Source organism: Streptomyces sp. RLA123, from assembly GCF_056270165.1.
Genome location: NZ_JBWDOR010000003.1, coordinates 6,771,954 through 6,792,811, shown reverse-complemented (window position 1 = coordinate 6,792,811; position 20,858 = coordinate 6,771,954). Strand labels below are relative to the sequence as shown.

General features: G+C 73.2%; 22 protein-coding genes. 9 read left to right on the top strand and 13 right to left on the bottom strand.

Going from position 1 to position 20,858, the window contains the following annotated elements:
• Nucleotides 1–8 precede the first annotated feature (8 nt).
• From RV983_RS31085 to RV983_RS31065, 5 genes are all read right to left on the bottom strand, one after another.
• On the bottom strand, nt 9–692 hold the full coding sequence (locus tag RV983_RS31085) for a uracil-DNA glycosylase (RefSeq protein WP_475989018.1): 684 nt from the start codon (nt 690–692) through the stop codon (nt 9–11).
• A 194-nt stretch (nt 693–886) separates the two neighbouring features.
• Nucleotides 887–1,648, bottom strand: a complete 762-nt coding sequence (locus RV983_RS31080) for an SDR family oxidoreductase (protein WP_475989017.1) — start codon at nt 1,646–1,648, stop codon at nt 887–889.
• A 23-nt stretch (nt 1,649–1,671) separates the two neighbouring features.
• Nucleotides 1,672–2,433: a 3-oxoacyl-ACP reductase FabG gene (fabG, locus tag RV983_RS31075; RefSeq protein ID WP_475989016.1), complete on the bottom strand. Its 762-nt coding sequence runs from the start codon at nt 2,431–2,433 to the stop codon at nt 1,672–1,674.
• A 118-nt stretch (nt 2,434–2,551) separates the two neighbouring features.
• Nucleotides 2,552–2,893 carry a DUF3037 domain-containing protein gene (locus tag RV983_RS31070; RefSeq protein WP_475990517.1) on the bottom strand — a complete coding sequence of 114 codons (342 nt, stop codon included), beginning with the start codon at nt 2,891–2,893 and terminating at the stop codon, nt 2,552–2,554.
• 47 nt (nt 2,894–2,940) lie between these two features.
• On the bottom strand, nt 2,941–3,759 hold the full coding sequence (locus tag RV983_RS31065) for a HipA family kinase (RefSeq protein WP_475989015.1): 819 nt from the start codon (nt 3,757–3,759) through the stop codon (nt 2,941–2,943).
• Nucleotides 3,760–4,052: 293 nt separating this feature from the next.
• On the opposite strand from RV983_RS31065, the gene RV983_RS31060 reads away from it, so the two are divergent.
• On the top strand, nt 4,053–4,529 hold the full coding sequence (locus RV983_RS31060) for a Rieske (2Fe-2S) protein (RefSeq protein ID WP_475989014.1): 477 nt from the start codon (nt 4,053–4,055) through the stop codon (nt 4,527–4,529).
• A 97-nt stretch (nt 4,530–4,626) separates the two neighbouring features.
• Here the strand turns inward: RV983_RS31060 and RV983_RS31055 are convergent, their stop codons facing one another.
• Nucleotides 4,627–5,271, bottom strand: a complete 645-nt coding sequence (locus RV983_RS31055; RefSeq protein ID WP_475989013.1) for an SMI1/KNR4 family protein — start codon at nt 5,269–5,271, stop codon at nt 4,627–4,629.
• Nucleotides 5,272–5,298: 27 nt separating this feature from the next.
• A complete protein-coding gene (locus RV983_RS31050) occupies nt 5,299–6,213 on the bottom strand; it encodes a LysR family transcriptional regulator (RefSeq protein ID WP_475989012.1) in 915 nt (304 codons plus the stop codon).
• Between the two features lie 74 nt (nt 6,214–6,287).
• On the opposite strand from RV983_RS31050, the gene RV983_RS31045 reads away from it, so the two are divergent.
• A complete protein-coding gene (locus RV983_RS31045; protein WP_475989011.1) occupies nt 6,288–7,241 on the top strand; it encodes a DMT family transporter in 954 nt (317 codons plus the stop codon).
• A 19-nt stretch (nt 7,242–7,260) separates the two neighbouring features.
• On the opposite strand, the gene RV983_RS31040 is transcribed toward RV983_RS31045, so the two are convergent.
• Nucleotides 7,261–8,601 carry an aminotransferase class I/II-fold pyridoxal phosphate-dependent enzyme gene (locus tag RV983_RS31040; protein ID WP_475989010.1) on the bottom strand — a complete coding sequence of 447 codons (1,341 nt, stop codon included), beginning with the start codon at nt 8,599–8,601 and terminating at the stop codon, nt 7,261–7,263.
• Nucleotides 8,602–8,627: 26 nt separating this feature from the next.
• Here RV983_RS31040 and RV983_RS31035 point away from each other — a divergent pair, with 26 nt between their 5' ends.
• Both RV983_RS31035 and RV983_RS31030 read left to right on the top strand, forming a co-directional pair.
• Nucleotides 8,628–9,317 (top strand): pyridoxamine 5'-phosphate oxidase family protein, encoded by a 690-nt coding sequence (locus RV983_RS31035; RefSeq protein ID WP_475989009.1) that lies wholly within the window; start codon nt 8,628–8,630, stop codon nt 9,315–9,317.
• A 14-nt stretch (nt 9,318–9,331) separates the two neighbouring features.
• On the top strand, nt 9,332–9,973 hold the full coding sequence (locus RV983_RS31030) for an FMN-binding negative transcriptional regulator (RefSeq protein ID WP_475989008.1): 642 nt from the start codon (nt 9,332–9,334) through the stop codon (nt 9,971–9,973).
• Here RV983_RS31030 and RV983_RS31025 read toward each other — a convergent pair.
• Nucleotides 9,970–10,317, bottom strand: a complete 348-nt coding sequence (locus RV983_RS31025; RefSeq protein WP_475989007.1) for a DUF1330 domain-containing protein — start codon at nt 10,315–10,317, stop codon at nt 9,970–9,972. The two genes, RV983_RS31030 and RV983_RS31025, sit on opposite strands and share 4 nt — an antisense overlap.
• A gap of 209 nt (nt 10,318–10,526) precedes the next feature.
• Between RV983_RS31025 and RV983_RS31020 the strand changes: the two genes are divergently transcribed.
• The 4 genes from RV983_RS31020 to RV983_RS31005 all read left to right on the top strand — a co-directional run bounded on the left by RV983_RS31020 (nt 10,527) and on the right by RV983_RS31005 (nt 15,501).
• Nucleotides 10,527–11,786, top strand: a complete 1,260-nt coding sequence (locus RV983_RS31020; protein WP_475989006.1) for an MFS transporter — start codon at nt 10,527–10,529, stop codon at nt 11,784–11,786.
• A 249-nt stretch (nt 11,787–12,035) separates the two neighbouring features.
• On the top strand, nt 12,036–13,478 hold the full coding sequence (locus RV983_RS31015; protein ID WP_475989005.1) for a family 2B encapsulin nanocompartment shell protein: 1,443 nt from the start codon (nt 12,036–12,038) through the stop codon (nt 13,476–13,478).
• Nucleotides 13,479–13,506: 28 nt separating this feature from the next.
• The gene (locus tag RV983_RS31010) at nt 13,507–14,565 is read left to right on the top strand and encodes a family 2 encapsulin nanocompartment cargo protein terpene cyclase (protein ID WP_475989004.1); all 1,059 of its coding nucleotides are present in this window, start codon (nt 13,507–13,509) and stop codon (nt 14,563–14,565) included.
• A gap of 36 nt (nt 14,566–14,601) precedes the next feature.
• Nucleotides 14,602–15,501 (top strand): geranyl diphosphate 2-C-methyltransferase, encoded by a 900-nt coding sequence (locus tag RV983_RS31005; RefSeq protein WP_475989003.1) that lies wholly within the window; start codon nt 14,602–14,604, stop codon nt 15,499–15,501.
• 53 nt (nt 15,502–15,554) lie between these two features.
• Here the strand turns inward: RV983_RS31005 and RV983_RS31000 are convergent, their stop codons facing one another.
• Nucleotides 15,555–17,153 carry a phytoene desaturase family protein gene (locus RV983_RS31000; protein ID WP_475989002.1) on the bottom strand — a complete coding sequence of 533 codons (1,599 nt, stop codon included), beginning with the start codon at nt 17,151–17,153 and terminating at the stop codon, nt 15,555–15,557.
• A gap of 274 nt (nt 17,154–17,427) precedes the next feature.
• On the opposite strand from RV983_RS31000, the gene RV983_RS30995 reads away from it, so the two are divergent.
• Nucleotides 17,428–18,120, top strand: coding sequence for an alpha/beta fold hydrolase (locus tag RV983_RS30995; RefSeq protein WP_475989001.1), 693 nt, complete (start codon nt 17,428–17,430; stop codon nt 18,118–18,120).
• Here RV983_RS30995 and RV983_RS30990 read toward each other — a convergent pair.
• The 3 genes from RV983_RS30990 to RV983_RS30980 form a co-directional block, all read right to left on the bottom strand.
• Complete coding sequence (locus RV983_RS30990; protein WP_475990516.1) at nt 18,054–19,028, bottom strand: DMT family transporter; 975 nt, start codon at nt 19,026–19,028, stop codon at nt 18,054–18,056. The genes RV983_RS30995 and RV983_RS30990 overlap by 67 nt on opposite strands.
• Before the next feature lie 165 nt (nt 19,029–19,193).
• Nucleotides 19,194–20,186 (bottom strand): EamA family transporter, encoded by a 993-nt coding sequence (locus tag RV983_RS30985; RefSeq protein ID WP_475989000.1) that lies wholly within the window; start codon nt 20,184–20,186, stop codon nt 19,194–19,196.
• Between the two features lie 12 nt (nt 20,187–20,198).
• Nucleotides 20,199–20,765, bottom strand: coding sequence for a hypothetical protein (locus tag RV983_RS30980; protein WP_475990515.1), 567 nt, complete (start codon nt 20,763–20,765; stop codon nt 20,199–20,201).
• Nucleotides 20,766–20,858: the final 93 nt, after the last annotated feature.

The window sequence follows — 20,858 nt, the reverse complement described above, 5'->3', positions numbered from 1 at the left end:
GGGGCGGATCAGTTCGTGCCGAGGTCCGGGATGCGCCAGTCGACGGGGTCGTGGCCCTGGGCCTTGAGCGCCTCGTCGATCTGGGTGAAGGGCCGGCTGCCCAGGAAGAGCTTGGCCGACAGGGGCGAGGGGTGCGCGCCCTGCACGACGGCGTGCCGTCCCGTGTCGATCAGGGGGAGCTTCTTCTTGGCGTAGTTGCCCCACAGGACGAACACCGCCGGGTCGGGACGGGACGCCACGGCCTTGATGACGGCGTCGGTGAACTTCTCCCAGCCCTTGCCCTTGTGCGAGTTGGCCTCGCCCTCGCGCACGGTCAGCACCGCGTTGAGCAGCAGGACGCCCTGCTCGGCCCACGGCATCAGGTAGCCGTTGTCCGGGACGGGGTGGCCGTACTCGTCCTTCAGCTCCTTGAAGATGTTCCGCAGGGAGGGCGGGGTCTTCACCCCCGGCCGCACCGAGAAGCACAGTCCGTGCCCCTGCCCCTCGCCGTGGTACGGGTCCTGGCCGAGGACCAGGACCTTGACCTTGTCGTACGGCGTGGCCTCCAGCGCGGCGAAGACCTGCTCCTGCGGCGGGTAGATCCGGTGGCTCCCGCGCTCCTCGTCGACGAACTCGGTGAGTTGGCCGAAGTAGGGCTTCGCCAACTCCTCGCCGAGGACGGCCTGCCAGGACTCGGGCAGCGTGATGGGCACGTCAGGAACCTCCGGTACGCGATCCGTTACTGGGACGAACGTACCGTTCCCCTCCGACAATCGCCCCGGGCGGGCCCACCGCGACACCGCGACACCGCGCCTCGGCGGACGACGACGTCCGGAAACGTGACCTCCCCGGTGCCGGCCGCCCTTTCGGGGGCCGGCACCGGGGAGGTCGCACGCCGGAGCGCGGCTCAGTGGCCGACGCTGGCGTTGAGGAAGATGCCGCCGTCCACGACGAGGGTCTGGCCGGTGATCCAGGCCGCCGCGTCGGAGAGCAGGAAGGCCGCGGCGCCGCCGATGTCCTCGGGCACGCCGAGGCGCTTCAGCGGGTACGCGGACGCCGCTTCCTCCTCGCGGCCCTCGTAGAGGGCGGCGGCGAACCTGGTCTTGACGACCGCGGGTGCGATGGCGTTGGCGCGGATGCCGGGGGCCATCTCGGAGGCGAGCTGCAGCGTGAGGTTGACCATGGCGGCCTTGCTCATGCCGTAGGCGCCGATGAACGGCGAGGCGCTGATGCCCGCGACGGAGGCGATGTTGACGATCGCGCCGCCGTTGTCCTTCATCCACGCCCTGTAGGTCTGCTGGGCGAAGCCGAGCGCGGAGATCACATTGGTCTCGAAGACCTTGCGGGCGACACCGAGGTCGAGGTCGGAGAGCGGACCGAAGACCGGGTTGGTGCCGGCGTTGTTGGCGAGGTAGTCGACGCGGCCGAAGGCCTCCATCGTGCGCTCCACGACCTCGGCCTGGTGCGCCTCGTCGTGGGCCTTGCCGGCGACGCCGAGCGCGCGGTCGGCGCCGAGCCGTTCGACGGCCTCCTTCAGCGCCTCCTCGTTGCGGCCGGTGACGACGACGCGGTCGCCGCGCGCGACCAGGGCCTCGGCGATGCCGTAGCCGATGCCGCGGCTGGCGCCGGTGACGATCGCGACACGGCCGCTGTCGGGCTGGGTGCTCATGGGTGAGGGTCTCCTGTCGCGGGTCAGTTGAGCGGGCCGCCGGCCACGTACAGCACCTGGCCGGACACAAAGCCCGCGGCGTCGGCGGTGAAGAAGGCGATGGCGTTGGCGACGTCGTCCGGGTTGCCGACGCGCTGGACCGGGATCTGGGTGGCGGCGGCGGCCTGGAACTCCTCGAAGCCCATGCCGATGCGGGCGGCGGTCGCTGCCGTCATGTCGGTGACGATGAAGCCGGGGGCCACGGCGTTGGCGGTGACGCCGAACTTGCCGAGCTCGTGCGCGAGGGTCTTGGTGAGGCCCTGGAGGCCGGCCTTGGCGGCGGAGTAGTTGGCCTGGCCGCGGTTGCCGAGCGCGGAGGACGAGGACAGGTTGACCACGCGGCCGAACTTCGCGTCCACCATGTGCTTCTGGACGGCGCGGGCCATCAGGAAGGCGCCGCGCAGGTGGACGTTCATGACCGTGTCCCAGTCGGACGCGCTCATCTTGAAGAGCAGGTTGTCGCGGAGCACACCGGCGTTGTTGACCAGGATCGTCGGCGCACCGAGTTCCTCGGCGACGCGCGCGACCGCGGCCTCGACCTGCTCCTCGTCGGAGACGTCGGCGCCGACGGCGATGGCCCGGCCGCCGGCCTTGGTGATCTGCTCGACGGTGTCCTTGCAGGCGACCTCGTCGAGGTCCAGCACGGCCACGGCACGGCCCTCGGCGGCCAGGCGCACGGCGGTGGCGGCGCCGATGCCGCGTGCCGCCCCGGTGACGATCGCTACACGCTGCTCGGTGGTCGACATCTGTTCTCCTCAGCCCTGTGGGTCCGGTCGCGCAGGTGAGCGACCGCTTAGTACGTCCCGCTGCCGAAACCGTAGGAGCGCAGTGACCCTGTGTCAACGCCCACCGCGCCGATGTGGCTCAGCGCACCAGAAGATCGAGCAGGCGCTCCACCTCTGCCTGCGGATCGAAGGTCAGCCCGGTGTGGATCGGACCGGGCTGCACGATGGTGCTGCGCGGCGCCGTCAGCCACCGGAAGCGGCGGCCCGGATCGTCCTCGGCCGCCTGCCCTGCCCGGTCGCCGCCCGCGCAGATGCCCTCGTAGCCGCGCAGCGCGGCCCGCACGCCCGCCATGTCGACGTCCGGGTCCAGGCAGCGCAGCCGGGTCTCGTCCAGATGGATCCGGGCCCCGACGAAGGACTTGGCGCGGCAGTACACCAGCACGCCGGCGTTGATCAGTTCCCCGCGCTCGATCCTCGGCATCACGCGCACCAGCGCGTACTCGAAGACATCGCGCCCGTTCGCCGTGCTCACTTCGCGGCCTTCCCCTCGACCCAGGTGCGCAGCCACTCCGGCGGCGCCTGCTTCTCCTGCTGCTTCGGGGCGAGGTTGATGCGCTCCCCCACCGTCCCGGCGCGGGCCAGCAGCACCCGCTCGTACGCGCGCCGCACGTCGTCGGGGCTGTCGAAGCCGGGCTCGTCCACCAGCCACTCGTCGGGGATCTGCGCCGTGACCTCGCGCAGCAGTGCCTCGTCCACGCGCGGTGCGAGGTCGCGCGCGGCGGCCCCGATGTCGGGGGTGAACCGGGCGAGGGCGTGGTCGGCGGCGTCGTAGGGCTTGTCGGCGGCCTGGTCGGCGCCCTTCCAGTTGTGGTGGAAGATCAGCGAGGCGCCGTGGTCGATCAGCCAGAGGTCCTGGTGCCAGACCAGCAGGTTCGGGTTGCGCCACGAGCGGTCGACGTTGCCGATGAGCGCGTCGAACCACACGATCCGGCCGGCCTCCCCGGGATCCACGTCGAAGGCCAGCGGGTCGAAGCCGAGCGCGCCCGGCAGGAAGTCCATGCCGAGGTTGAGGCCGCCGCTGGCCTTGAGCAGGTCCTGGATCTCCTGGTCCGGCTCGCCGAGCCCGATCACCGGGTCGAACTGGAACCGCACCAGTAGCGGCATCCGCAGCCCCAGGCGGCGGGCCAGATCCCCGGCGATCACCTCGGCGACGAGCGCCTTGCGGCCCTGCGCGGCGCCGACGAACTTCACAACGTAGGTGCCGAGGTCGTCGGCCTCGACGACCCCTGGCACCGATCCGCCCTCGCGCAGCGGCGTCACGTACCGTATCCCGGTCACTTCCTCCATGACCGCATCCTAAGAGGCCGCGCGGACCGGCACGGACACGGCGCGTACCGCGTACCGCGTACCGGCCATGATCGGTTCCGGGGCCGTGCTCTCCGCCGGTGCGGTCGCCGCCGTCACCGTCGCCCTCCGGCACGACGCCGCCACGCGGGGCGGGAAGGTCACGGAAGAATAATGTCGTCGCGCATTGAACCACCGTCGCGACCTGTCCGTATGCCTGTGCAGGGCGTGATCTCACGCCGCCGGGCGGGCGCGACGCCGGCCCGGAACGGACGAGGCAACAGGATGTGTGAGGCATGGCCGAGACGACTGGCATCGCAGGAGCTCCCACCCGCCGCGCCGTGGTCGCCGGAGTGGGTGCGGCGGGCCTGACGGCCGCGCTGGCCGCGTGCGGCGACTCGAACGACTCCGCCGGCGCGTACAACCCCGCCGCGCCCCCGCAGAGCGGCGCCGCCACCGGCGGGCAGGGGGGCGCGGACGGAGCGGCTCAGGCACTGGCGAAGACGACCGACATCCCGGTCGGCGGCGGCACGGTCTTCGCGGACAAGAAGGTGGTCGTGTGCCAGCCGACGGCAGGCCAGTTCAAGGCCTTCTCGGCGATCTGCACGCACCAGGGCTGCGCGGTCAAGGACGTCACGGACGGCACGATCAACTGCCCGTGCCACGGCAGCAAGTTCAACGTCGCCGACGGCAGCGTGGCCGCCGGCCCCGCGACCCAGCCCCTCCCCGCCGCCAACGTCAAGGTGCAGGGCGACTCGATCGTCCTCGCCTGATCCTCATCGCGTACATCTCACGCGGGTGTGCCGGACGCCGTCCGGCACACCCGCGACGGCGCGGTGCCCACGCCGTACGGCGTACGCGACCGCCCCCTCACCCGCCGGACCGGCGCCGCCTGCTGAACTCCCGCCGCCTCGGCGGCGCCTGCCAGTCCCAGACGAGGAGCCCGTTCTCGGCCACCCGCGGCGTGTGGTGGTTCAGCGGCGTGCCGTTCTCCAGCGACGCGGCAAGCTGTTCCACAGAGGCGGTCAGGGTGGGCCACAGGGGCCGGCCGCCGGACTCCATGAAGAAGTACCCCACGGCACCACGACCCGGCCCGGGCCGGGCATCGAGATAGAGCCTGCTCCACTCGTCGTGGTTGGCGGCGAAGGGGATCCACTGCGGATGCCACCAGGTGCCCACGAGGTCCTCGGCGTCGAGAAGGGAGCACATGACCTGGTGCATCGACACGATCTCCCGGAGCGACAGCAGTCGCAGCCCCCTCAGGAACCACCCGGCTTCCGTGGCCTCCGCCCCATCGTGCATGCGCAGCAGTAGCACCAGTTCATCGGGGAGTTCCACCCCCGAACCCGCGCACGCCTCGTCGAGTGCCGCCTGCGTCACGGCGGGCCGCAACGACCCTCGGACCAGGGGAGCCCTCGTTTCCAGCCAGTCCTCCACGCGCCCCCATGCCGCGTTCAACGGCTGCATCGCGTTCGCCCCCTCCGTCCGGTGGGAGGAGACGATGGCAGCGGCCACCGACAATCGTCCCTGGGGCCGTCGGCCTCAGACATCCGTCGCCGCAAGGTCCGCCCCCGACGCGCGCAGGGCCTCGACGGCGGCGCGGATGGCGGGGCGGCGGTCGGCGTCGGCGCGCCAGACGGCGTAGATGTGGCGGCGCATGGTGTGCCGGACGGGCAGGGCGCGGACGCCGACGGGCAGGAGGCCGCGGCCGAGGCGGGGGACGACGGCGACCCCGAGGCCGGCCCCGACGAGGGCGAGCACGGTGGGGTGCTCCTCGGCGTGGTGGGCGATGCGCGGTTCGACGCCCTTGCCGCGCAGCGTGAACAGCAGCCACTCGTGGCAGAAACCGCCGTCGGGCCAGGCGATCCAGTCGTCGTCGGCGAACTCGGCGAGGTCCACCTCCGCGCGCCCGGCGAGCGGGTGCCCCGCCGGGACGACGACGTCGGCGATGTCGTCGAGCAGCGGCTCCTTCGCCAGCCCCCCGGGCAGCGAGAGCGGCTTGTTGTACCAGTCGAGGACGACCGCGAGGTCGATGTCGCCGCGCACCAGGCGGCCGAGCGCGGGCTCCGGCTCCATCTCCTGGACCATGGCCCGCAGCGTGGGGAAGTCGCTCCGCAGCGACATCATCGCCTGCGGGAAGAGGCCGCGGACGGCGGTGGGGAAGGAGCCCATGCGCAGCTCGCCGACCGGCGCCCCGCGGTGCGCCTCCAGGTCGGATTGGGCGAGCTCGACCAGCGACAGGATGCGGTCGGCGTGCCCCGACAGCAGCCGGCCGGCGTCGGTGAGCCGCACCCCCCGGCCGTTCTTGACCAGCAGGGCCTGCCCGGTCTCCCGCTCCAGCTTGGTCATCTGCTGCGAGACCGCCGAGGTCGTGACGTGCAGGACGTCGGCCGCCGCGCTCACCGAGCCGTAGGCGGAGATCGCGTGCAGGATGCGCAGCCGCTCCAGGTTCAACATGTAAGCGATGCTACGGGATGCCTCGGAGCGAATCTCCCTTGTGCTAAGAGGTTGCTTCCGTCATCGTGTGGGCCATGAGCGCAACCGCCCGCCCGGCCGATGCCGGCCTCACCCCCGCCGGCTCCCCCTCCCCCGCCGCCCCGGCCCGCCGCCCCGCGCTCGACTGGCGGGTCAGCTGGGCGGTCCTCGCCCTCATCTGGGGCTTCAGCTTCCTGTTCATCAAGGTCGGCACGGAGGCCTACGCCCCGCTCCAGGTGGCGCTGGGCCGCATGGTCTTCGGCACGGTCGTGCTGGCCGTGGCCTTCGCGGTCAGGCGGCAGCGGCTGCCGCGCGGCGCACGCGCCTGGGGCCACATGGCCGTCGCCGCGCTGCTCCTCAACACGCTGCCGTTCTCGCTGTTCGCGTACGCGGAGCTGACCATCCCCTCGACGCTGGCCGGCATCTGCAACGCCACCACCCCGCTGTGGAGCATGCTGCTCTCCGTGGTGGCCCTGTCCGACGACAAGCCCACGCGGCAGCGCGTCGCGGGCGTCGGCATCGGCTTCGCCGGCGTGCTGACCGTGCTCGGCGCGTGGCAGGGCTTCTCGGGGACGGACCCGTCGGGCACCGCGATGGCGCTGGGCGCGTCGGCGAGCTACGCGGTCGGCTGGATCTACGTACGCCGCACGCTCAGCGGCAGCGGCAACTCGGCGCTGTCCATGTCCTTCTCGCAGCTGCTGCTCGGCACCGTCCAACTGGCGGTGCTGACGCCGCTGTTCACCTCCACACCGGACGGCTGGCCGCTGTGGCCGACGCTGTCGGTCGTGGCGCTCGGCGCCCTGGGTACGGGCATAGCGTTCCTGCTGCAGTACGGGATCGTCGCGGAGAAGGGCCCGACGATCGCCACCATGGTCACGTACCTCATCCCGGTCATCGCCACCGCGGCCGGCGTGGCGCTGCTCGACGAGCGGCTGAGCTGGAACGAGCCGGTCGGTGCGGTCGTCGTGCTGGCCGGGGCCGCGCTCACCCAGCGCCGCCCGAAGGCATGACGGCCGGGCCGGGGCGCGCTCAGCCGTAGCGGCCGGTCCGGCGCGGGCGTACCCCGGCGGCGACGGCGTCGGCCAGGGCCGGCACCTCCGCCGCCGTGACCGGTGAGACCGTGATCCGGATGCCGGGCGGGGAGGCGAGGCGGAAGCGGGCGCCGGGTGCGACCGCCCAGCCGGCGTGGAGCAGGCGGGTGACGGCCCCGGTCTCGTCGGGCACCGGCACCCAGACGTTCATGCCGCTGCGGCCGTGCGCGGTCAGTCCGTGGCCGGCGAGCGCGCCGACCAGCGCATCGCGCCGCGCCGCATAGGCGGCCGAGACGGCGGGGACGTCGACCGCGCCGGTGCGCCAGAGGTGGGCGACGGTGTGCTGGAGCAGATGGCTGACCCAGCCGGGGCCCAGCCGGAGGCGGCCGCGCACCCGGTCCACGGTGACCGGGTCGCCGGTGAGCACGGCGAGCCGCAGGTCGGGCCCGTAGGCCTTGGCGGTGGAGCGGACCAGCATCCAGTGCCGGGTGCTGCCGGCCAGCGGGTGCAGCGGAAGCTCCGTCAGGCCGTGGACGTGGTCGTCGTCCACCACCAGCACTTCGGGGTGCGCCGCGAGGACGGTCCGCAGCTCCCGCGCGCGTCCGGCGGAGATCGTCGCGCCGGTGGGGTTCTGCCCCCGGTCGGTGACGATCAGGGCCCGCGCGCCCTGCCGCAGCGCGCGGTCCACGTCCTCCGGGCGCGGTCCTTCGTCGTCGACGCCGACCGGCACCGCGCGCATCCCGAGCGCCGGGACGATGTCGAAGACGCTGCCCCAGCCCGGGTCCTCCACCGCGACGGTGTCGCCGGGCCGCAGGTGGCCCACGAGCGCGCGCTCGATCGCGTCGAGCGACCCGGAGGTCACCGCGACCGGCCCGTCGGGCACCCCTTCGGCGTCGAAGGCGGCGCGGGCCAGCGCCTCCAGTTCCTCGTCCACGGGCGCGGCGCCGTAGAGCGTCGGCCGTTCGGCGTGCCGGGCGGCGGCCGCGGCCAGCGCCGGGCCGAGCGGGGGCAGCAGCGCGACGTCCGGGTTGCCGGTGGACAGGTCCCGTACGCCGGCCGGCACAGCCGGGCGGATCTCGTCGCGCGCCGTGGTCACCGGCCGGGGCCGGACCCGGCTGCCGCGCCGTCCGGCGGTCTCGATCACTCCGCGGTCGCGCAGCAGCCGGTAGGCGGCGGCGACCGTGTTGGGGTTCACCCCGAGCCTGGCGGCCAGTTCCCGCAGCGGCGGCAGGGCCGCCCCGGGTGCCAACGCACCCTGTCCGACGGCCCGTTCGACGTCGGCCGCGATCTCGGCTGCACCCTGCCCAGTGAACATGTACTCTCCTAGCACAAACGCCATTATGCACTAGTGCAAAGGATCGCGCCATGTCCGCCCCGCCGCCGTCCTCCGCCCCCTCGCCCGAGGCCGCCTCCTACACCGCCACGGACCGGACGGTCCCGACCCGCAGCCGCGAGCGGGCCTCGTACGACCGCGACGCCGTGCACGCGATCCTCGACGCGGGCTACGTCTGCCACCTGGGCTTCGTCCGGGACGGCGCGCCGGTCGTCCTGCCCACGCTGTACGCGCGCGTGGGCGAGCGGTTGTACGTGCACGGCTCCACCGGATCGCGGCCGCTGCGCGGCGCGGGCGAGGACCCGGGCCTCGCGGTGTGCCTGACCGTGACGCACGTGGACGGGCTGGTCCTGGCCCGGTCCGCCTTCCACCACTCCCTCAACTACCGCTCCGTGATGGTGCACGGCACCGCGCGCCAGGTCACCGACCCCGCCGAGCGCGCCGCCGCCCTGGACGCCGTGGTCGACCACGTCCTGCCGGGCCGAGCCGCCGACTGCCGCCCCGCGAACGCCAAGGAGCTGGCCGCCACCGCGGTCGTCGCCCTCGACCTGGACGAGGTCTCCGCGAAGATCCGTACCGGCGGCCCTTCCGACGACCCCGAGGATCTGGCCCTCCCCCACTGGACCGGCGTCCTGCCCGTCTCCCCCGGCTACGGCACGCCCGTCCCCGCCGACGACCTCGACCCGTCGATCGGCCTCCCCGGCTACCTCGCCGCTCACTGAACGGAGGCAACGCCGTGCTCATCCACCCCTGGGACGCCGCCCGTGACGACGCCGAGTGGCAGGACTGGCTCGCCGACCACGACTTCGGGCAGCTCGCCGTCAACGGCCTCCCCGGCGAACCGCCCTTCGTGCAGCCGCTGCACTTCGCGTACGACGCGGAGCGGCGCGAGGCCGTCGCCCACCTCGCCCGGCCCAACCCGCTGTGGCCCGCACTGGAGGCGCGCCCGGAGGCGGTCCTCAGCGTCGTCGACGACTACACCTTCATCCCCGCCCCCTGGCACGCCCCCGACGACGTCCCGCCCGAACACGGCACCCCCACCAGCTACTACGCCGCCGTCCAGCTGATCTGCCGCGCCCATATCGTGGACGACCCGCAGCAGAAGGCGGACCTCCTGCTGCGCCAGCTCGCCCACTTCCAGCCGGCGGGCGACCACGCCCACGTCGCCCCGGGCGAGGCGCCCTACGGCCGGCAGCTGCCCGGCATCCGCGGTCTGCGGCTCGAAGTCACTGGCGTACGGGCCAAGTTCAAGTTCGGCGGCAACAAGCCGCGTGCCACGCGGCAGAACGTGAGCGACCTCCTGACCGCCCGCGGCGCTCCGGGCGACGCCGCCGCCCGCGTCCAGCAACTGCGGCGCCTCGCGGCGACCGAGGACTAGCCGGACGCGGCTCCCGACCGCATCCGGGCGGCGGTGCGCGCCGGGTCGTACCCCGGGCCCACGCCCTCGACCAGGACCACCTCCCCGGGGACGTGGCGGGTGCGCAGCGGCAGGATCTCCTGGTACGTGGGTGAGCCGTACCAGGCGTGGGCCTCGGCCATGCCCGGGAACTCGATCATCACGACCGTCCCCGGCCACGGGCCCCCCAGCACCTCCACGGCGGCGCCGTGCACGAGGAAGCGGCCGCCGTACGGATCGAGGGTGGCCTGAATGCGCTCGATGTAGGTGAGGGCCTCCTCGTCGGCCTGTCCCGGACGGAGGTGGCCCACGGCGTAGGCGGTCATGGCGGCTCCCAGGGTCGGTGCGGCGCGCTGCCACCCCTCGATCCTCCGCGCCGGCCGCCCGGGCGTCGATGACCCCGGAGGTAAGGGGAGCGGGGCCGCCGCCCGGGGAGGGTCAGGAGGGCCCGGCATGATCAGGCGACTGGCGCGGCCCGGCCTGCCTATCATCGGGCGTCGCCCACCCGTCCCTCCTGTCCCTGATCGGCCCCCGCGTGAAATCCCTGGTCCCCGCCGTGCTGCGTGACGAGCGGCAGTTCGCCCGCCTGTTCGTGGGGCAGTCCCTGTCGGTGCTGGGCGACCGTGTGTCGTTCGTGGCCGTGCCCTTCGCCGTGCTCTCGGTGGGCGGTTCCGCCTCCGACGTCGGGCTGGTGGCCGCCGCTGGTCTGCTCCCCATGCTGCTGTTCACGCTGGTGGGAGGCGTGTGGGCGGACCGCTTCCGGCGGCACCGCATCATGCTGGTCTCCGACGCCGTGCGGTTCGCCGTGCAAGGGCTCATCGCCGTGCTCCTGCTCACCGGAGTCGCCGAAGTACACCATCTCGTCCTGCTGATGATCGTGTTCGGCACGGCGGACGCGTTCTTCATGCCTGCCTCGACGGGGCTGCTGCCCCTGGTCGTCGCGGCCGACCGGCTGCGGGAGGCGAACGCGCTGCGCGGCTTCGTCCAGTCGTCGGGGCTCGTGCTCGGCCCTGCCCTGGCCGGTGGGCTGATCGCCCTGGCCGGGCCCGGGGGCGCCCTGGCCGTGGACGCCCTGACGTTCGCGGTCAGCGCCGCGTTCCTGGCCCGGCTGAGGCCTCGTGCGACGGCCACGGAGACGGCCGGGCCCGACGCCGGAGGGACCTTCCTCGGGGAACTGCGGGCCGGCTGGGTGCAGGTGCGCGGCACGACATGGGTGTGGGCGGGGATGGCGGCCATGGGGGTCTACCACGTCGTCGTGCTGCCCTCGGTGTTCGTGCTGGGACCGGTCCTGGCCGCACGCGAGTGGGGCGGTGTGGCGAGCTGGTCGGTCGTGGTCGCGGCCTTCGGTGCCGGTGCCGTCGTCGGCGACGTGTGCGCCTACCGGCTCCGGGTCGAGCGCCCCATGGCCGTGGCCGCGGCGGCGCTCGCCGTGGCGTCCTGCCAGGCCGTCATCATCGGATCCGGTGGATCGCTCACCCTTATCGCGGTGCTCGAGGCGGTGACCGGCGTCGCCGTCTCCGTCTTCTTCACCCTGTGGGAGACCGCGCTGCAGACGCATGTGCCCGAAGCGGTGCTGTCCCGGGTGAGTTCGTACGACTTCCTGCTGTCGTCGGGACTCATGCCGCTGGGCCTGGCGCTCGCCGGGCCGGTCTCGGCGTCGCTCGGCGTACGGCCCACCCTGCTCGCGATGACCGTCGTCGGAGTCCCCGCCTCCCTCGCGCTTTTGTGCGTCCCCGCCGTACGGCGCCTGCCCGCGCGCCCAACGGCCGCGCTCACCGGTCCCGCCGGGGCGTAGGCGCCTTCGGGATTCACCCGTCCAAACCGGCGGACGGGGTCACTCCACCGGCGCGTTCGCATCCGCGCTTCCTCCATGATCCTCGATCAAGAGGTTTGCACCCTTTACGCCTGAAAGCAACCCCTTCACGCACTTCTCGTACGTCCTGGGGTGCTGTTGGCTGGTGTGGCCGCAGGTGCCGCCCGGCGTCAGTGGTGACGCCGGTGCTCCGCCTGTCCCTCCGCAACCGCTGACTCCTCTGGAGGCCTCGTGCCCGTACCCGACAGCGCCGCCGGTCCCGGCACCGACGGATCCGTTCTCGACCCGCCCACGGACCGCGTGCCCAGCAGCCTCAGCACCCGGGCCGCGCGTCAACTGGCGGACACCACCAAGTCCGAGCCCCAGATGCAGGCCATCTCCTCGCGATGGCTGCTGAAGATGCTGCCGTGGGTGGATGTCAAGGGCGGCGCCTACCGGGTCAACCGGCGTCTGCAACTGCGCACAGGGCGCGGCCGTGTCGACTTCGAGCACAACGGCGCGGACGACATCAGGGTGGTTCCCAGGACCCTGACCGAACTGCCCGCGCTGCGCGGCTACGGGGACCTCGACGTCCTACAGGAGCTCGCCGGCCGGTTCCGTCCCCGGGAGGTCCGGGCCGGACAGGTCCTCGCCGAGGCAGGGCAGCCCGTCACCGAGGTGTACCTGGTCGTCCGCGGCCGCTTCACCCGGTTCGCCGCGGGGCGGTACGGGGGGCAGGAGGTGCTCGGTGTCGTCGCGGACGGCGCCCAGTTGGGGGACGAGGCGATCACGCGGCCCGATCCGCTGTGGCCGGTCTCGGTGCGGGCCGAGACATCGGGGGTGGTGCTGGCCCTGCCCTCGCCCGTGGTCCGGGAGCTCGCCGGCCGTGTGCCGTCGCTGGCCGCCCATCTGACCGCGTACGCGGAGCGTCAGCGGCTGCCGGTGAACCGCAGGGGCGAGGCGGACGTTCCGGTGCGGGCCGGCCACACCGGTGAGCCGGCGCTGCCGGGCGGCTTCGTCGACTACGAACTGAGGCCGCGCGAGTACGAACTCTCCCTCACCCAGAGCGTGCTGCGGGTGCACACCCGGGTCGCGGATCTCTACAACGACCCCATGGACCAGACCCGGCAGCAGATCCGGCTCACGGTGGAGGAGATCCGCGAGCGGCAGGAGTGGGAGCTGGTCAACAACCGGGAGTTCGGTCTGCTGCACAACGTCGACCACGGGCAGCGCGTCAGCACCTTCACCGGGCCGCCGACCCCCGACGACATGGACGAGCTGCTGTCGATGCGCCGCAAGACGCGGCTGTTCCTCGCCCATCCGAAAGCGATCACCGCGTTCTTCCGGCAGTGCAACAGACGCGGTCTCACGCCGGGGACCGCGAACGTGAACGGGCACGAGGTCCCGGCCTGGCGCGGCGTCCCGTTCTTCCCGTGCGGCAAGATCCCCGTCGCCGACGACCACACCAGCAGCATCATCGCGCTGCGCACCGGTGAGGCGGACCAGGGAGTGGTCGGCCTGTACCAGACCGGCATCCCCGAGGAGTACCAGCCGGGCCTGAACGTGCGGTTCATGGGCATCGACGAGGCCGCCGTCTCCAAGTACCTGCTCACCGCCTACTACTCGATGGCCATCCTCGTCCCCGACGCGGCCGGGATCCTGGAGAACGTCCAGCTCGGCCGTACCGCGGACTGACCCGACCGACCCGGTGGAGCACACAACGATGAGCACGTCCGCGAACACCGCCACCGGCTTCACCATGCCGGGCCCGCCCCACCCCGTCCCGGCCGCGCGCGCCCGGCGCCACGGCGCCGTCCCCGGGCTGCGATACCGTCCGGCCGTCCCCGCCGACCCGGAGAAGGCCGCGGAGATCGACCGGAGGGTGGAGACCTGGGCCCGCGGTCTGGAGCTCTTCCCTCCCGAATGGAGCGGGGACTTCGCGCAGTTCCAGTGCGGCCGGGCGGTGACCCTCCAGCACCCCGCGGCGGCCGACCTGGAACGGCTCACCGTCGCCGGGAAGCTGCTGCTCGCCGAGAACATCGTCGACAGCTGCTACTGCGAGGAGGACGAGGGCAAGGGCGCGTCCCGGCGCGACCTGGGCGGCAGGCTGATCGTGGCGCAGTCCGCCCTCGACCCCCTCCACAGCACCCCGGAGCACGAGGCGCGGTGGCGCGGCGCCGTCGAGGCCGGAAGCCCGCTGCGCGCCTACCACTGCGCGCTGCGGGACTACGCGGCGCTCGCCACCCCCAGCCAGACCAACAGGTTCGTGCACGATGCCGCGAGGCTGCACCTGGGCTATCTCGCCGAGGCCTCCTGGGCGCAGACGCGGCACATGCCCGAGGTCTGGGAGTACCTGGTGATGCGGCAGTTCAACAACTTCCGCCCCTGCCTGTCGATCGTCGACGCCGTCGACGGCTACGAACTCCCCGAGGCGGTCCACTCCCGTCCCGAGATCCAGCGGATCACGGCACTGGCCTGCAACGCCACGACGATCGTCAACGACCTGTACTCCTTCACCAAGGAGCTGGCCAGCGATCCCGACCATCTCAATCTGCCCCAGGTGGTCGCCGCGAACGAGAAGTGCGGTCTCAAGGCCGCCTATCTCGAGAGCGTCGAGATCCACAACCAGATCATGGAGGCGTTCGAGACGGAGTCCGCGGTGGCGTCCGCCGCCTCGCCGCTGATCGAGCGCTATGCCCAGGGTCTGGCCGACTGGGTGTCCGGCAACCACGAGTGGCATGCCACCAACACCCACCGCTACCACCTGCCGCACTACTGGTAGGCCCCCATGACCGCCCGACCACTGCCTGACCATCGGATGTCCCACAACAAGGAGTCACCGTTGACCACTGTGCACGCCGGCGCCACGTCCGTCTCGCTTCCGACGCAGTCCACCTACCAGAGCCGCGTCGCGGACTACTGGAACGCCGAGGAGAACCCGGTCAATCTCGAACTCGGCAAGCTCGACGACCTGTACCACCATCACTACGGCGTCGGTGACGCCGACAGGTCGGTACTGGACGAGACGGACCCGGACCTGCGCCGCCGGCTGATCACCCACGAACTGCACCGGCTGGAACAGGCTCAGGCGGAACTCCTCGCCTCCCACCTCGGACCGCTGGCACCGGACGACCGGGCCTTCGACGCCGGATGCGGACGGGGCGGCGGCAGCGTGGTCGCGCACCAGCGGTACGGGTGCCACACCGACGGGGTGACCATCTCGGCCAAGCAGGCGGACTTCGCCAACAACCAGGCCCGGCAGCGCGGTATCGACGCCAAGGTGCGCTACCACCACCGCAACATGCTCGACACCGGTCTCACGACGGGCGCGTACGCGGCGTCCTGGAACAACGAGTCCACCATGTACGTCGAGTTGGACCTGCTCTTCGCCGAGCACGCCCGGCTGCTGCGCCGCGGCGGACGCTATGTGGTGATCACCGGCTGCTACAACGACACTTACGGGCGCGCCTCGCGCGAGGTGTCCCTCATCAACGCCCACTACATCTGCGACATCCACCCCCGCTCGGAGTACTTCCGGGCCATGGCCCGCAACCGCCTGGTCCCCGTCCACGTCGAGGACCTGACCCCCGCCACCCTCCCGTACTGGGAACTGCGCAGTGAGGCCGACCACTTGGTCACGGGCATCGAGGACGCCTTCGTGACGGCCTACAAGAACGGCAGCTTCCAGTACCTGATGATCGTGGCCGACCGCGTCTGACCCCTCGGCCGGCCGGACGACCGGCCGTCGCTGACCCCCCGCGGCGCGGGGGGTCAGCGACGGCCGCGGCGACGCGCGCCGCGGATGAGCTGCTGGGCCGCGAGGTGCCCCGAGCCGCCGCCGAGGCCGGGGCCGGGGTGGGTGGAGGATCCGATGTGCCACAGCCCGGGTACGGGCGTGGCGTGCCGGGGCGCACTGGGCAGCGGGCGCCACAGCAGGCTCTGGTCGAGTTCCGCCGAGCCCCCGTAGGGGTCGCCCGCCACCGCGTTGGGGTTGTACGCGGCCAGGTCGGAGGGGGTGACGGCGTCCCAGGCGAGCACCTTGCCGGGCAGATCGGGCGCGTGCCGGGCCACGCGGGCCAGCACCCGGTCCACGTAGCCCTCGGTCAGGGCCTTCGTCCAGCCGCCGGTGACGTCCAGTTCGCCGGCCGCGTCGCCGACGGGCGCGTAGGGCACCTCCTGGAGCTGGATCCACAGGGCCGCGGCCCCCTCCGGCACCCGTGACGGGTCCAGGACGTACTGCTGGCCGACGACCACCGTGGGCCTGCGCGGCAGCAGGCCGGCCTCGGCCTCCGCGCACGCGATCCCGGTGCTCGCGGACCCGTCGCTCAGGTGCAGCAGCGGCAGCCCGGCCAGGCGTTCGTCGTGCCAGCCGGGCGGGGCGGAGAGCGCGACGTGGATCTGCATCGCGGCCCGGCCGTAGCGGTAGCGCCGCGCCTGGCCGCGGACCGCGGGCGGAAGGGGGACATCCTGCGGCAGCAGTTCCCCGTACAGCGCGGTGGGGGTCACCGAGGCGAGGACCGCGCGGCGCGCGCGGATGGTCTCGTCGCCGCAGATCACACCGGTGACCCTGCCGCCGGTGACGGGCAGCCGCCGCACCGGCTGCCCGGTGCGGACGTCCACGCCCATGTCGCCGAGCAGCGCCTCGAAGGCGCGGACGAGATTGCCGGCACCCCCCGCCACCACCGGCAGTCCGAAGCCGTGCAGGGAGGCGGCCAGCACGGGCAGGAGAAGACCGCCGCCGGCATGGTCCGGGGACAGACCCGTGTGCAGCAGCCACGGCGCCCACAGCAGGTCCGCCTCGTCGCCGCGGAAGGTGCCGCGGCAGTACGAACGGCCGCTGGTGAGCGCGGCGCGCAGCCAGGCCTCGGTGCCGGTGAACCGCTCCCGGTGCACCAGCTTCGCGATGTTCCTCACCATGCCCGGCGAGCGAGGCTCACCGCCCAGCATGCCGCCGATGGCGTCGGCGTTGTCGAGGAACCGCCGCAGCATGGCGAGGTAGGCGGCGCTGTCCTCGGCGTGGGCGAAGGCCTTCGCCGTCACGCCGGCATCGCGGTGGGCGAGAACGACGCGGCCGTCGTCGGCGACCGTGCCGGTGACGAATCCGTCGGTGTTGCGGTACTCCAGGCCGTGCCGGTGCAGATCCTCGCCGAGGGCGGCATAGGCCGCTCCGGACACGAAGAGCGGCTGCCACGACGCATAGGTGTCGTGCAGGAAGCCGGGCAGGGTCCGCTCCTCCGTGGCGAGGAAACCGCCCAGCCGCTCGCCCCGTTCGACGACGGCCACCGACCAGCCGTCCTTGGCCAGCTCCGCGGCGGCGACGAGCCCGTTCACACCGGAACCGACGACGACGGCATCAACCGTGCGTGGCATCAGTGCTCCTCGGGTCCGTCGCTCGGGGCGAGGTCTCCAGCGTGCACGCCGCGCTGCGGGGCCGCACCCGGAAAGCGGGCCCGGAACGCCCGGACACGCCCAGGACGTCGGCCCAGGACGTCCGCACAGGAAGCGCGGACAGACGAGCATGGTCCGCCTGCCCGTGGCACCCGTAACGTCGGCGGCGTAGCGGGGCGCGCGACGCCCCGCTCCGCCGCGTCCGGCCTCCGGGCGCGTCACACTCGCCGACATCCCCGTTCCCGAAAGCCGATCGATGACCACTGAAGACCTCAGCAAGCCCACGATCCTCCTGGTCCACGGCGCCTGGCACGGCGCCTGGTGCTGGGAGGCGCTCGTTCCCGAGCTCATCGCGCTGGGATGGCGCGTGGCCACCGTGGACCTGCCGAGCGCGTCCGCCGACCCCGCGGACAACGCCGGGATGTACGACGACGCGCGCGCCGTCCGCGAACAGCTCGCGGCCCTCGACGGCCCGGTGACCGTACTGGCGCACTCCTACGGCGGCCTCCCCGCCACCGAGGCCGTCGCGGAGGCGTCCCATGTCTCCCGCCTGGTGTACCTGGCCGCCTTCCAGCTCGACGAGGGCGATTCGCTCGCCGGGCAGAGCGGGGGGCATCTCCCCGTCGCCGACACCGGCACGATGCCCGTGCAGGAGAACACAAGCGAGCAGTACTACGGCGGCGTCGCCCCGGAGGACGCCGAGCGCGCCGTCGCCCGCCTGGTGCCGCAGACCCTGAAGTCCTTCGGCGAGCCGCTCACAAGGGCCGGGTGGCGGACGGTGCCCTCCAGCTACATCGTCTGCACCGACGACGCCGCCCTCGCGCCGGCCTTCCAGGAGACGATGGCCCTGCGCGCCGAGCGGACCTACCGGCGCGCCTGGAGTCACTCCCCCTTCCTCTCGGCACCCGCCGAACTGGCCGCGCTGATCACCTCCGACGCCGGCCGCTGACCGGCGGCCGACGGCCTCCTGGTCTCGGCCGCGCCGAGGCCGGCGACCGCGCCCAGCAGGATCGCGGTTCCCAGCACGGTCGTGGGCGCGGGCCGCTCGCCGAGGACCGCGATGGCGACCACGGCCGCCGAGACGGGCTCGATGAGCGCGATCACTGAGACCGTGGCCGAGCGCACGACGGCCGCACCCGCGAAGTACAGCCCGTACGCGAGCGCGGTCGGCACCGCGGCGACGTACAGCAGCAGCGGCAGCGCGACGGTGAGCGCGTCATGGCGCGGCAGCGGCCCCTCGGCCATCGCGAGCGGCAGCACCACCGCGGCGCACACCGCGAAGGACCACAGCGATGCCGACGCGGGGTCCTCGGCCTCCCCGCGGCGGGCGGCATGGCGGGTCAGCAGGGTGACGACGGCGTAGCCCGCTCCGGAGGCCAGCGCGAGGGCGACGCCCGCCGGGCGCACCGTCGCGCTGTCACCTCCGCCGAGAACGATGACGGCGAGCCCGGCCAGGGCCGCGATGACGCCCCACGCCCCGCCGCGGCCGAGGCGTTCGCCGGTCCACAGCCGCCCGCCGAGGGCGATGAGCACGGGCCCGGAACCGAGGGTGACGACCGTGGCGACCGCGAGGCCGGTGGCGAGGACGGCCACGAAGTACGCGGTCTGAAAGGCCGTCAGCCCGAGAGCGATGAGCAGCGTACGCGCGCCAGGGCGGCGCAGCGGAGCCGCACCCCGGGCCGCGCGGCCGGCGAGCAGCAGCGCGCAACCGCCGGCCGAGCGCCAGAAAGTGAGGGCGAAGGGGCCGAGCCCGGTGCTGTCGTGGAGCACGGAGGCGGCGGCGCCGGCGGTGCCCCATGCGGTGGCGGCGAGGGTGACGTAGAGCAGGCCCCGCCGGACCGGCAGGGCAGGGGACATGAACACGATGTGCTCCCGCGGGAAGGGGAAAGTGGTCGCGTGCTCCCGTGTGCGGGCAGCGGCGGCCTGCCCGGGGACATGCCCGGGCCTCGTCTTCCGTGGGTGCGCCGCCCGCGTTAAGCGGCAGGCGGCGGGGAGAGAACGGTGTGTCGCATGGCGCCGACCCTATACGAGCCGCGCCTCGCCCTGGGGGTCGGCGTCGGCGGCGTCCGCGTCGACCGGCACCGCGGTGGCGACCACGGTGGCCGTCCCCCGCTTCTTCGCGGTCTGTGCGACAAAGGCACCCGCCAGGACGAGGACGCCCCCGAGGATCTGCGGCACGCCCAGGTGCTCGTCGAGCAGGAACCAGGCGAGGATCGTGCCGACGACCGCCTCCAGGCAGGCGACGACGCCGGCGACCTGCGGCGACAGCCGCCGCACGGCGAGCACGCCGGTGAGGTAGGCGACGACGGTCGCCACCAGCACGATCCAGCCGACGAGCAGCAGCGCGGGCACGGACACCTCGCCCATGTCGGCGCGGTGGGTGAGCACGGTCCAGTCCATCTCCCAGGGGCGGGAGGTGACGGTCAGTACGAGGGCGCCGATGAGCAGTCCGAACGCGATGACGGCGACCGGATCGGGCGCGTCCTCGCTGTCGCTGCCGTGGTCGGCCAGGACGAAGTAGCTGACCTGGCAGCACGCGGCCCCGAAGGCCAGCGCGAGTCCCAGCGGGTCGAAGGCGAGCCCCGACCACACCTCGACCACGGCCGCCATGCCGCCGACGGCGAGCACCACGCCCACGGCCGCGGCCCTGCTGACCGCCTTGCGCTGCACGAAGCGCACCCAGCCGAGCAGCAGCGCGGGGCCCAGGAACTCCACCAGGATCGCGACGCCGACGGGGATGCGCGATATGGCCGCGAAGTAGAAGGCCTGCACACCGGCGACGCCGAGCAGCCCGAAGCCGGCCAGCACCGCGGGGCGGCGAAGCAGCAGGGTACGGTGGCGCAGGACGACGGGCAGCATGATGAGCGCGGCGCCCGCCACCCGCAGCCAGACCACGTGCAGCGGGTCCAGCCCCGCCTCGATCAGCGGCTTGGCCGCGACCCCCGAACCACCGAACGCGAACGCCGAGACGAGCGCGAGTCCAAGCCCGGTGTTCCTCCCCTGAGACACATGCATCGGGCCATGATGTCAGCTCGCGACAGGACCGTCACCCCAGTAGCGGCTGTCATCGGCGCCGCGCGGGCCCGGCGGGCACACGGGCAGCCGCGCGGGGTCCACCCCGGCGGCCCGCAGCACCTCCACGGCCCGGCACGCCGGATCGGCCAGAAGTGCCGCCAGCAGGTCGCTGCCGTCGGCCTGCGCCACGCCCCGCTCGTGGGCACGGGCGACCGCGGTGCCGATCGCCGTCGCGGCCGCCGGGCTCCAGCCGGGCGCACCGAGGGAGGCGAGCACGGACAGGGCCCCGGAGTCCTCGACCGCGCCGCGCCATCGCATTCCGTACCCGATGCTGCGCTGCACGAGGTACCCCAGGACGCGGGCCGTCTGCGCGCCTCCCGCGCCGCCGTCGACCGCCTCGCGGACCCGCGGGTCGTTCTCCAGCAGGGAGTGCAGCAGATGCGCGGTGTCGACGCGCTCGTCGCCGTCCCGCACGGCGCGCCGCCGCGCCCCGGCGGTCACCGAGCGCAGCTCCACCGTGAGCCGCCCGTCGTCCCTGAGCACGGTCTCCACCCCATCAGTTCTGCCGTCGCACGGCATCGGCGCGCGGAGCCATTCGTCGCTACTCCTCGGGGTGGGCACGTGCGGGCGACCGGTCCTCCTGAGGGATGACGGCGGACGGACGGCGTCTCA

What these genes read in the sequence shown, in the direction of transcription:
- RV983_RS31080 (WP_475989017.1), bottom strand. Translation starts at nt 1,648, where the DNA reads ATGAGCACCCAGCCCGACAGCGGCCGTGTCGCGATCGTCACCGGCGCC.
- fabG (WP_475989016.1), bottom strand. Translation starts at nt 2,433, where the DNA reads ATGTCGACCACCGAGCAGCGTGTAGCGATCGTCACCGGGGCGGCACGC.
- RV983_RS31070 (WP_475990517.1), bottom strand. Translation starts at nt 2,893, where the DNA reads ATGCCGAGGATCGAGCGCGGGGAACTGATCAACGCCGGCGTGCTGGTG.
- RV983_RS31065 (WP_475989015.1), bottom strand. Translation starts at nt 3,759, where the DNA reads ATGGAGGAAGTGACCGGGATACGGTACGTGACGCCGCTGCGCGAGGGC.
- RV983_RS31060 (WP_475989014.1), top strand. Translation starts at nt 4,053, where the DNA reads ATGGCCGAGACGACTGGCATCGCAGGAGCTCCCACCCGCCGCGCCGTG.
- RV983_RS31050 (WP_475989012.1), bottom strand. Translation starts at nt 6,213, where the DNA reads ATGTTGAACCTGGAGCGGCTGCGCATCCTGCACGCGATCTCCGCCTAC.
- RV983_RS31045 (WP_475989011.1), top strand. Translation starts at nt 6,288, where the DNA reads ATGAGCGCAACCGCCCGCCCGGCCGATGCCGGCCTCACCCCCGCCGGC.
- RV983_RS31040 (WP_475989010.1), bottom strand. Translation starts at nt 8,601, where the DNA reads ATGGCGTTTGTGCTAGGAGAGTACATGTTCACTGGGCAGGGTGCAGCC.
- RV983_RS31035 (WP_475989009.1), top strand. Translation starts at nt 8,628, where the DNA reads ATGTCCGCCCCGCCGCCGTCCTCCGCCCCCTCGCCCGAGGCCGCCTCC.
- RV983_RS31025 (WP_475989007.1), bottom strand. Translation starts at nt 10,317, where the DNA reads ATGACCGCCTACGCCGTGGGCCACCTCCGTCCGGGACAGGCCGACGAG.
- RV983_RS31010 (WP_475989004.1), top strand. Translation starts at nt 13,507, where the DNA reads ATGAGCACGTCCGCGAACACCGCCACCGGCTTCACCATGCCGGGCCCG.
- RV983_RS31005 (WP_475989003.1), top strand. Translation starts at nt 14,602, where the DNA reads ATGTCCCACAACAAGGAGTCACCGTTGACCACTGTGCACGCCGGCGCC.
- RV983_RS31000 (WP_475989002.1), bottom strand. Translation starts at nt 17,153, where the DNA reads ATGCCACGCACGGTTGATGCCGTCGTCGTCGGTTCCGGTGTGAACGGG.
- RV983_RS30995 (WP_475989001.1), top strand. Translation starts at nt 17,428, where the DNA reads ATGACCACTGAAGACCTCAGCAAGCCCACGATCCTCCTGGTCCACGGC.
- RV983_RS30990 (WP_475990516.1), bottom strand. Translation starts at nt 19,028, where the DNA reads ATGTCCCCTGCCCTGCCGGTCCGGCGGGGCCTGCTCTACGTCACCCTC.
- RV983_RS30985 (WP_475989000.1), bottom strand. Translation starts at nt 20,186, where the DNA reads ATGCATGTGTCTCAGGGGAGGAACACCGGGCTTGGACTCGCGCTCGTC.
- RV983_RS30980 (WP_475990515.1), bottom strand. Translation starts at nt 20,765, where the DNA reads ATGCCGTGCGACGGCAGAACTGATGGGGTGGAGACCGTGCTCAGGGAC.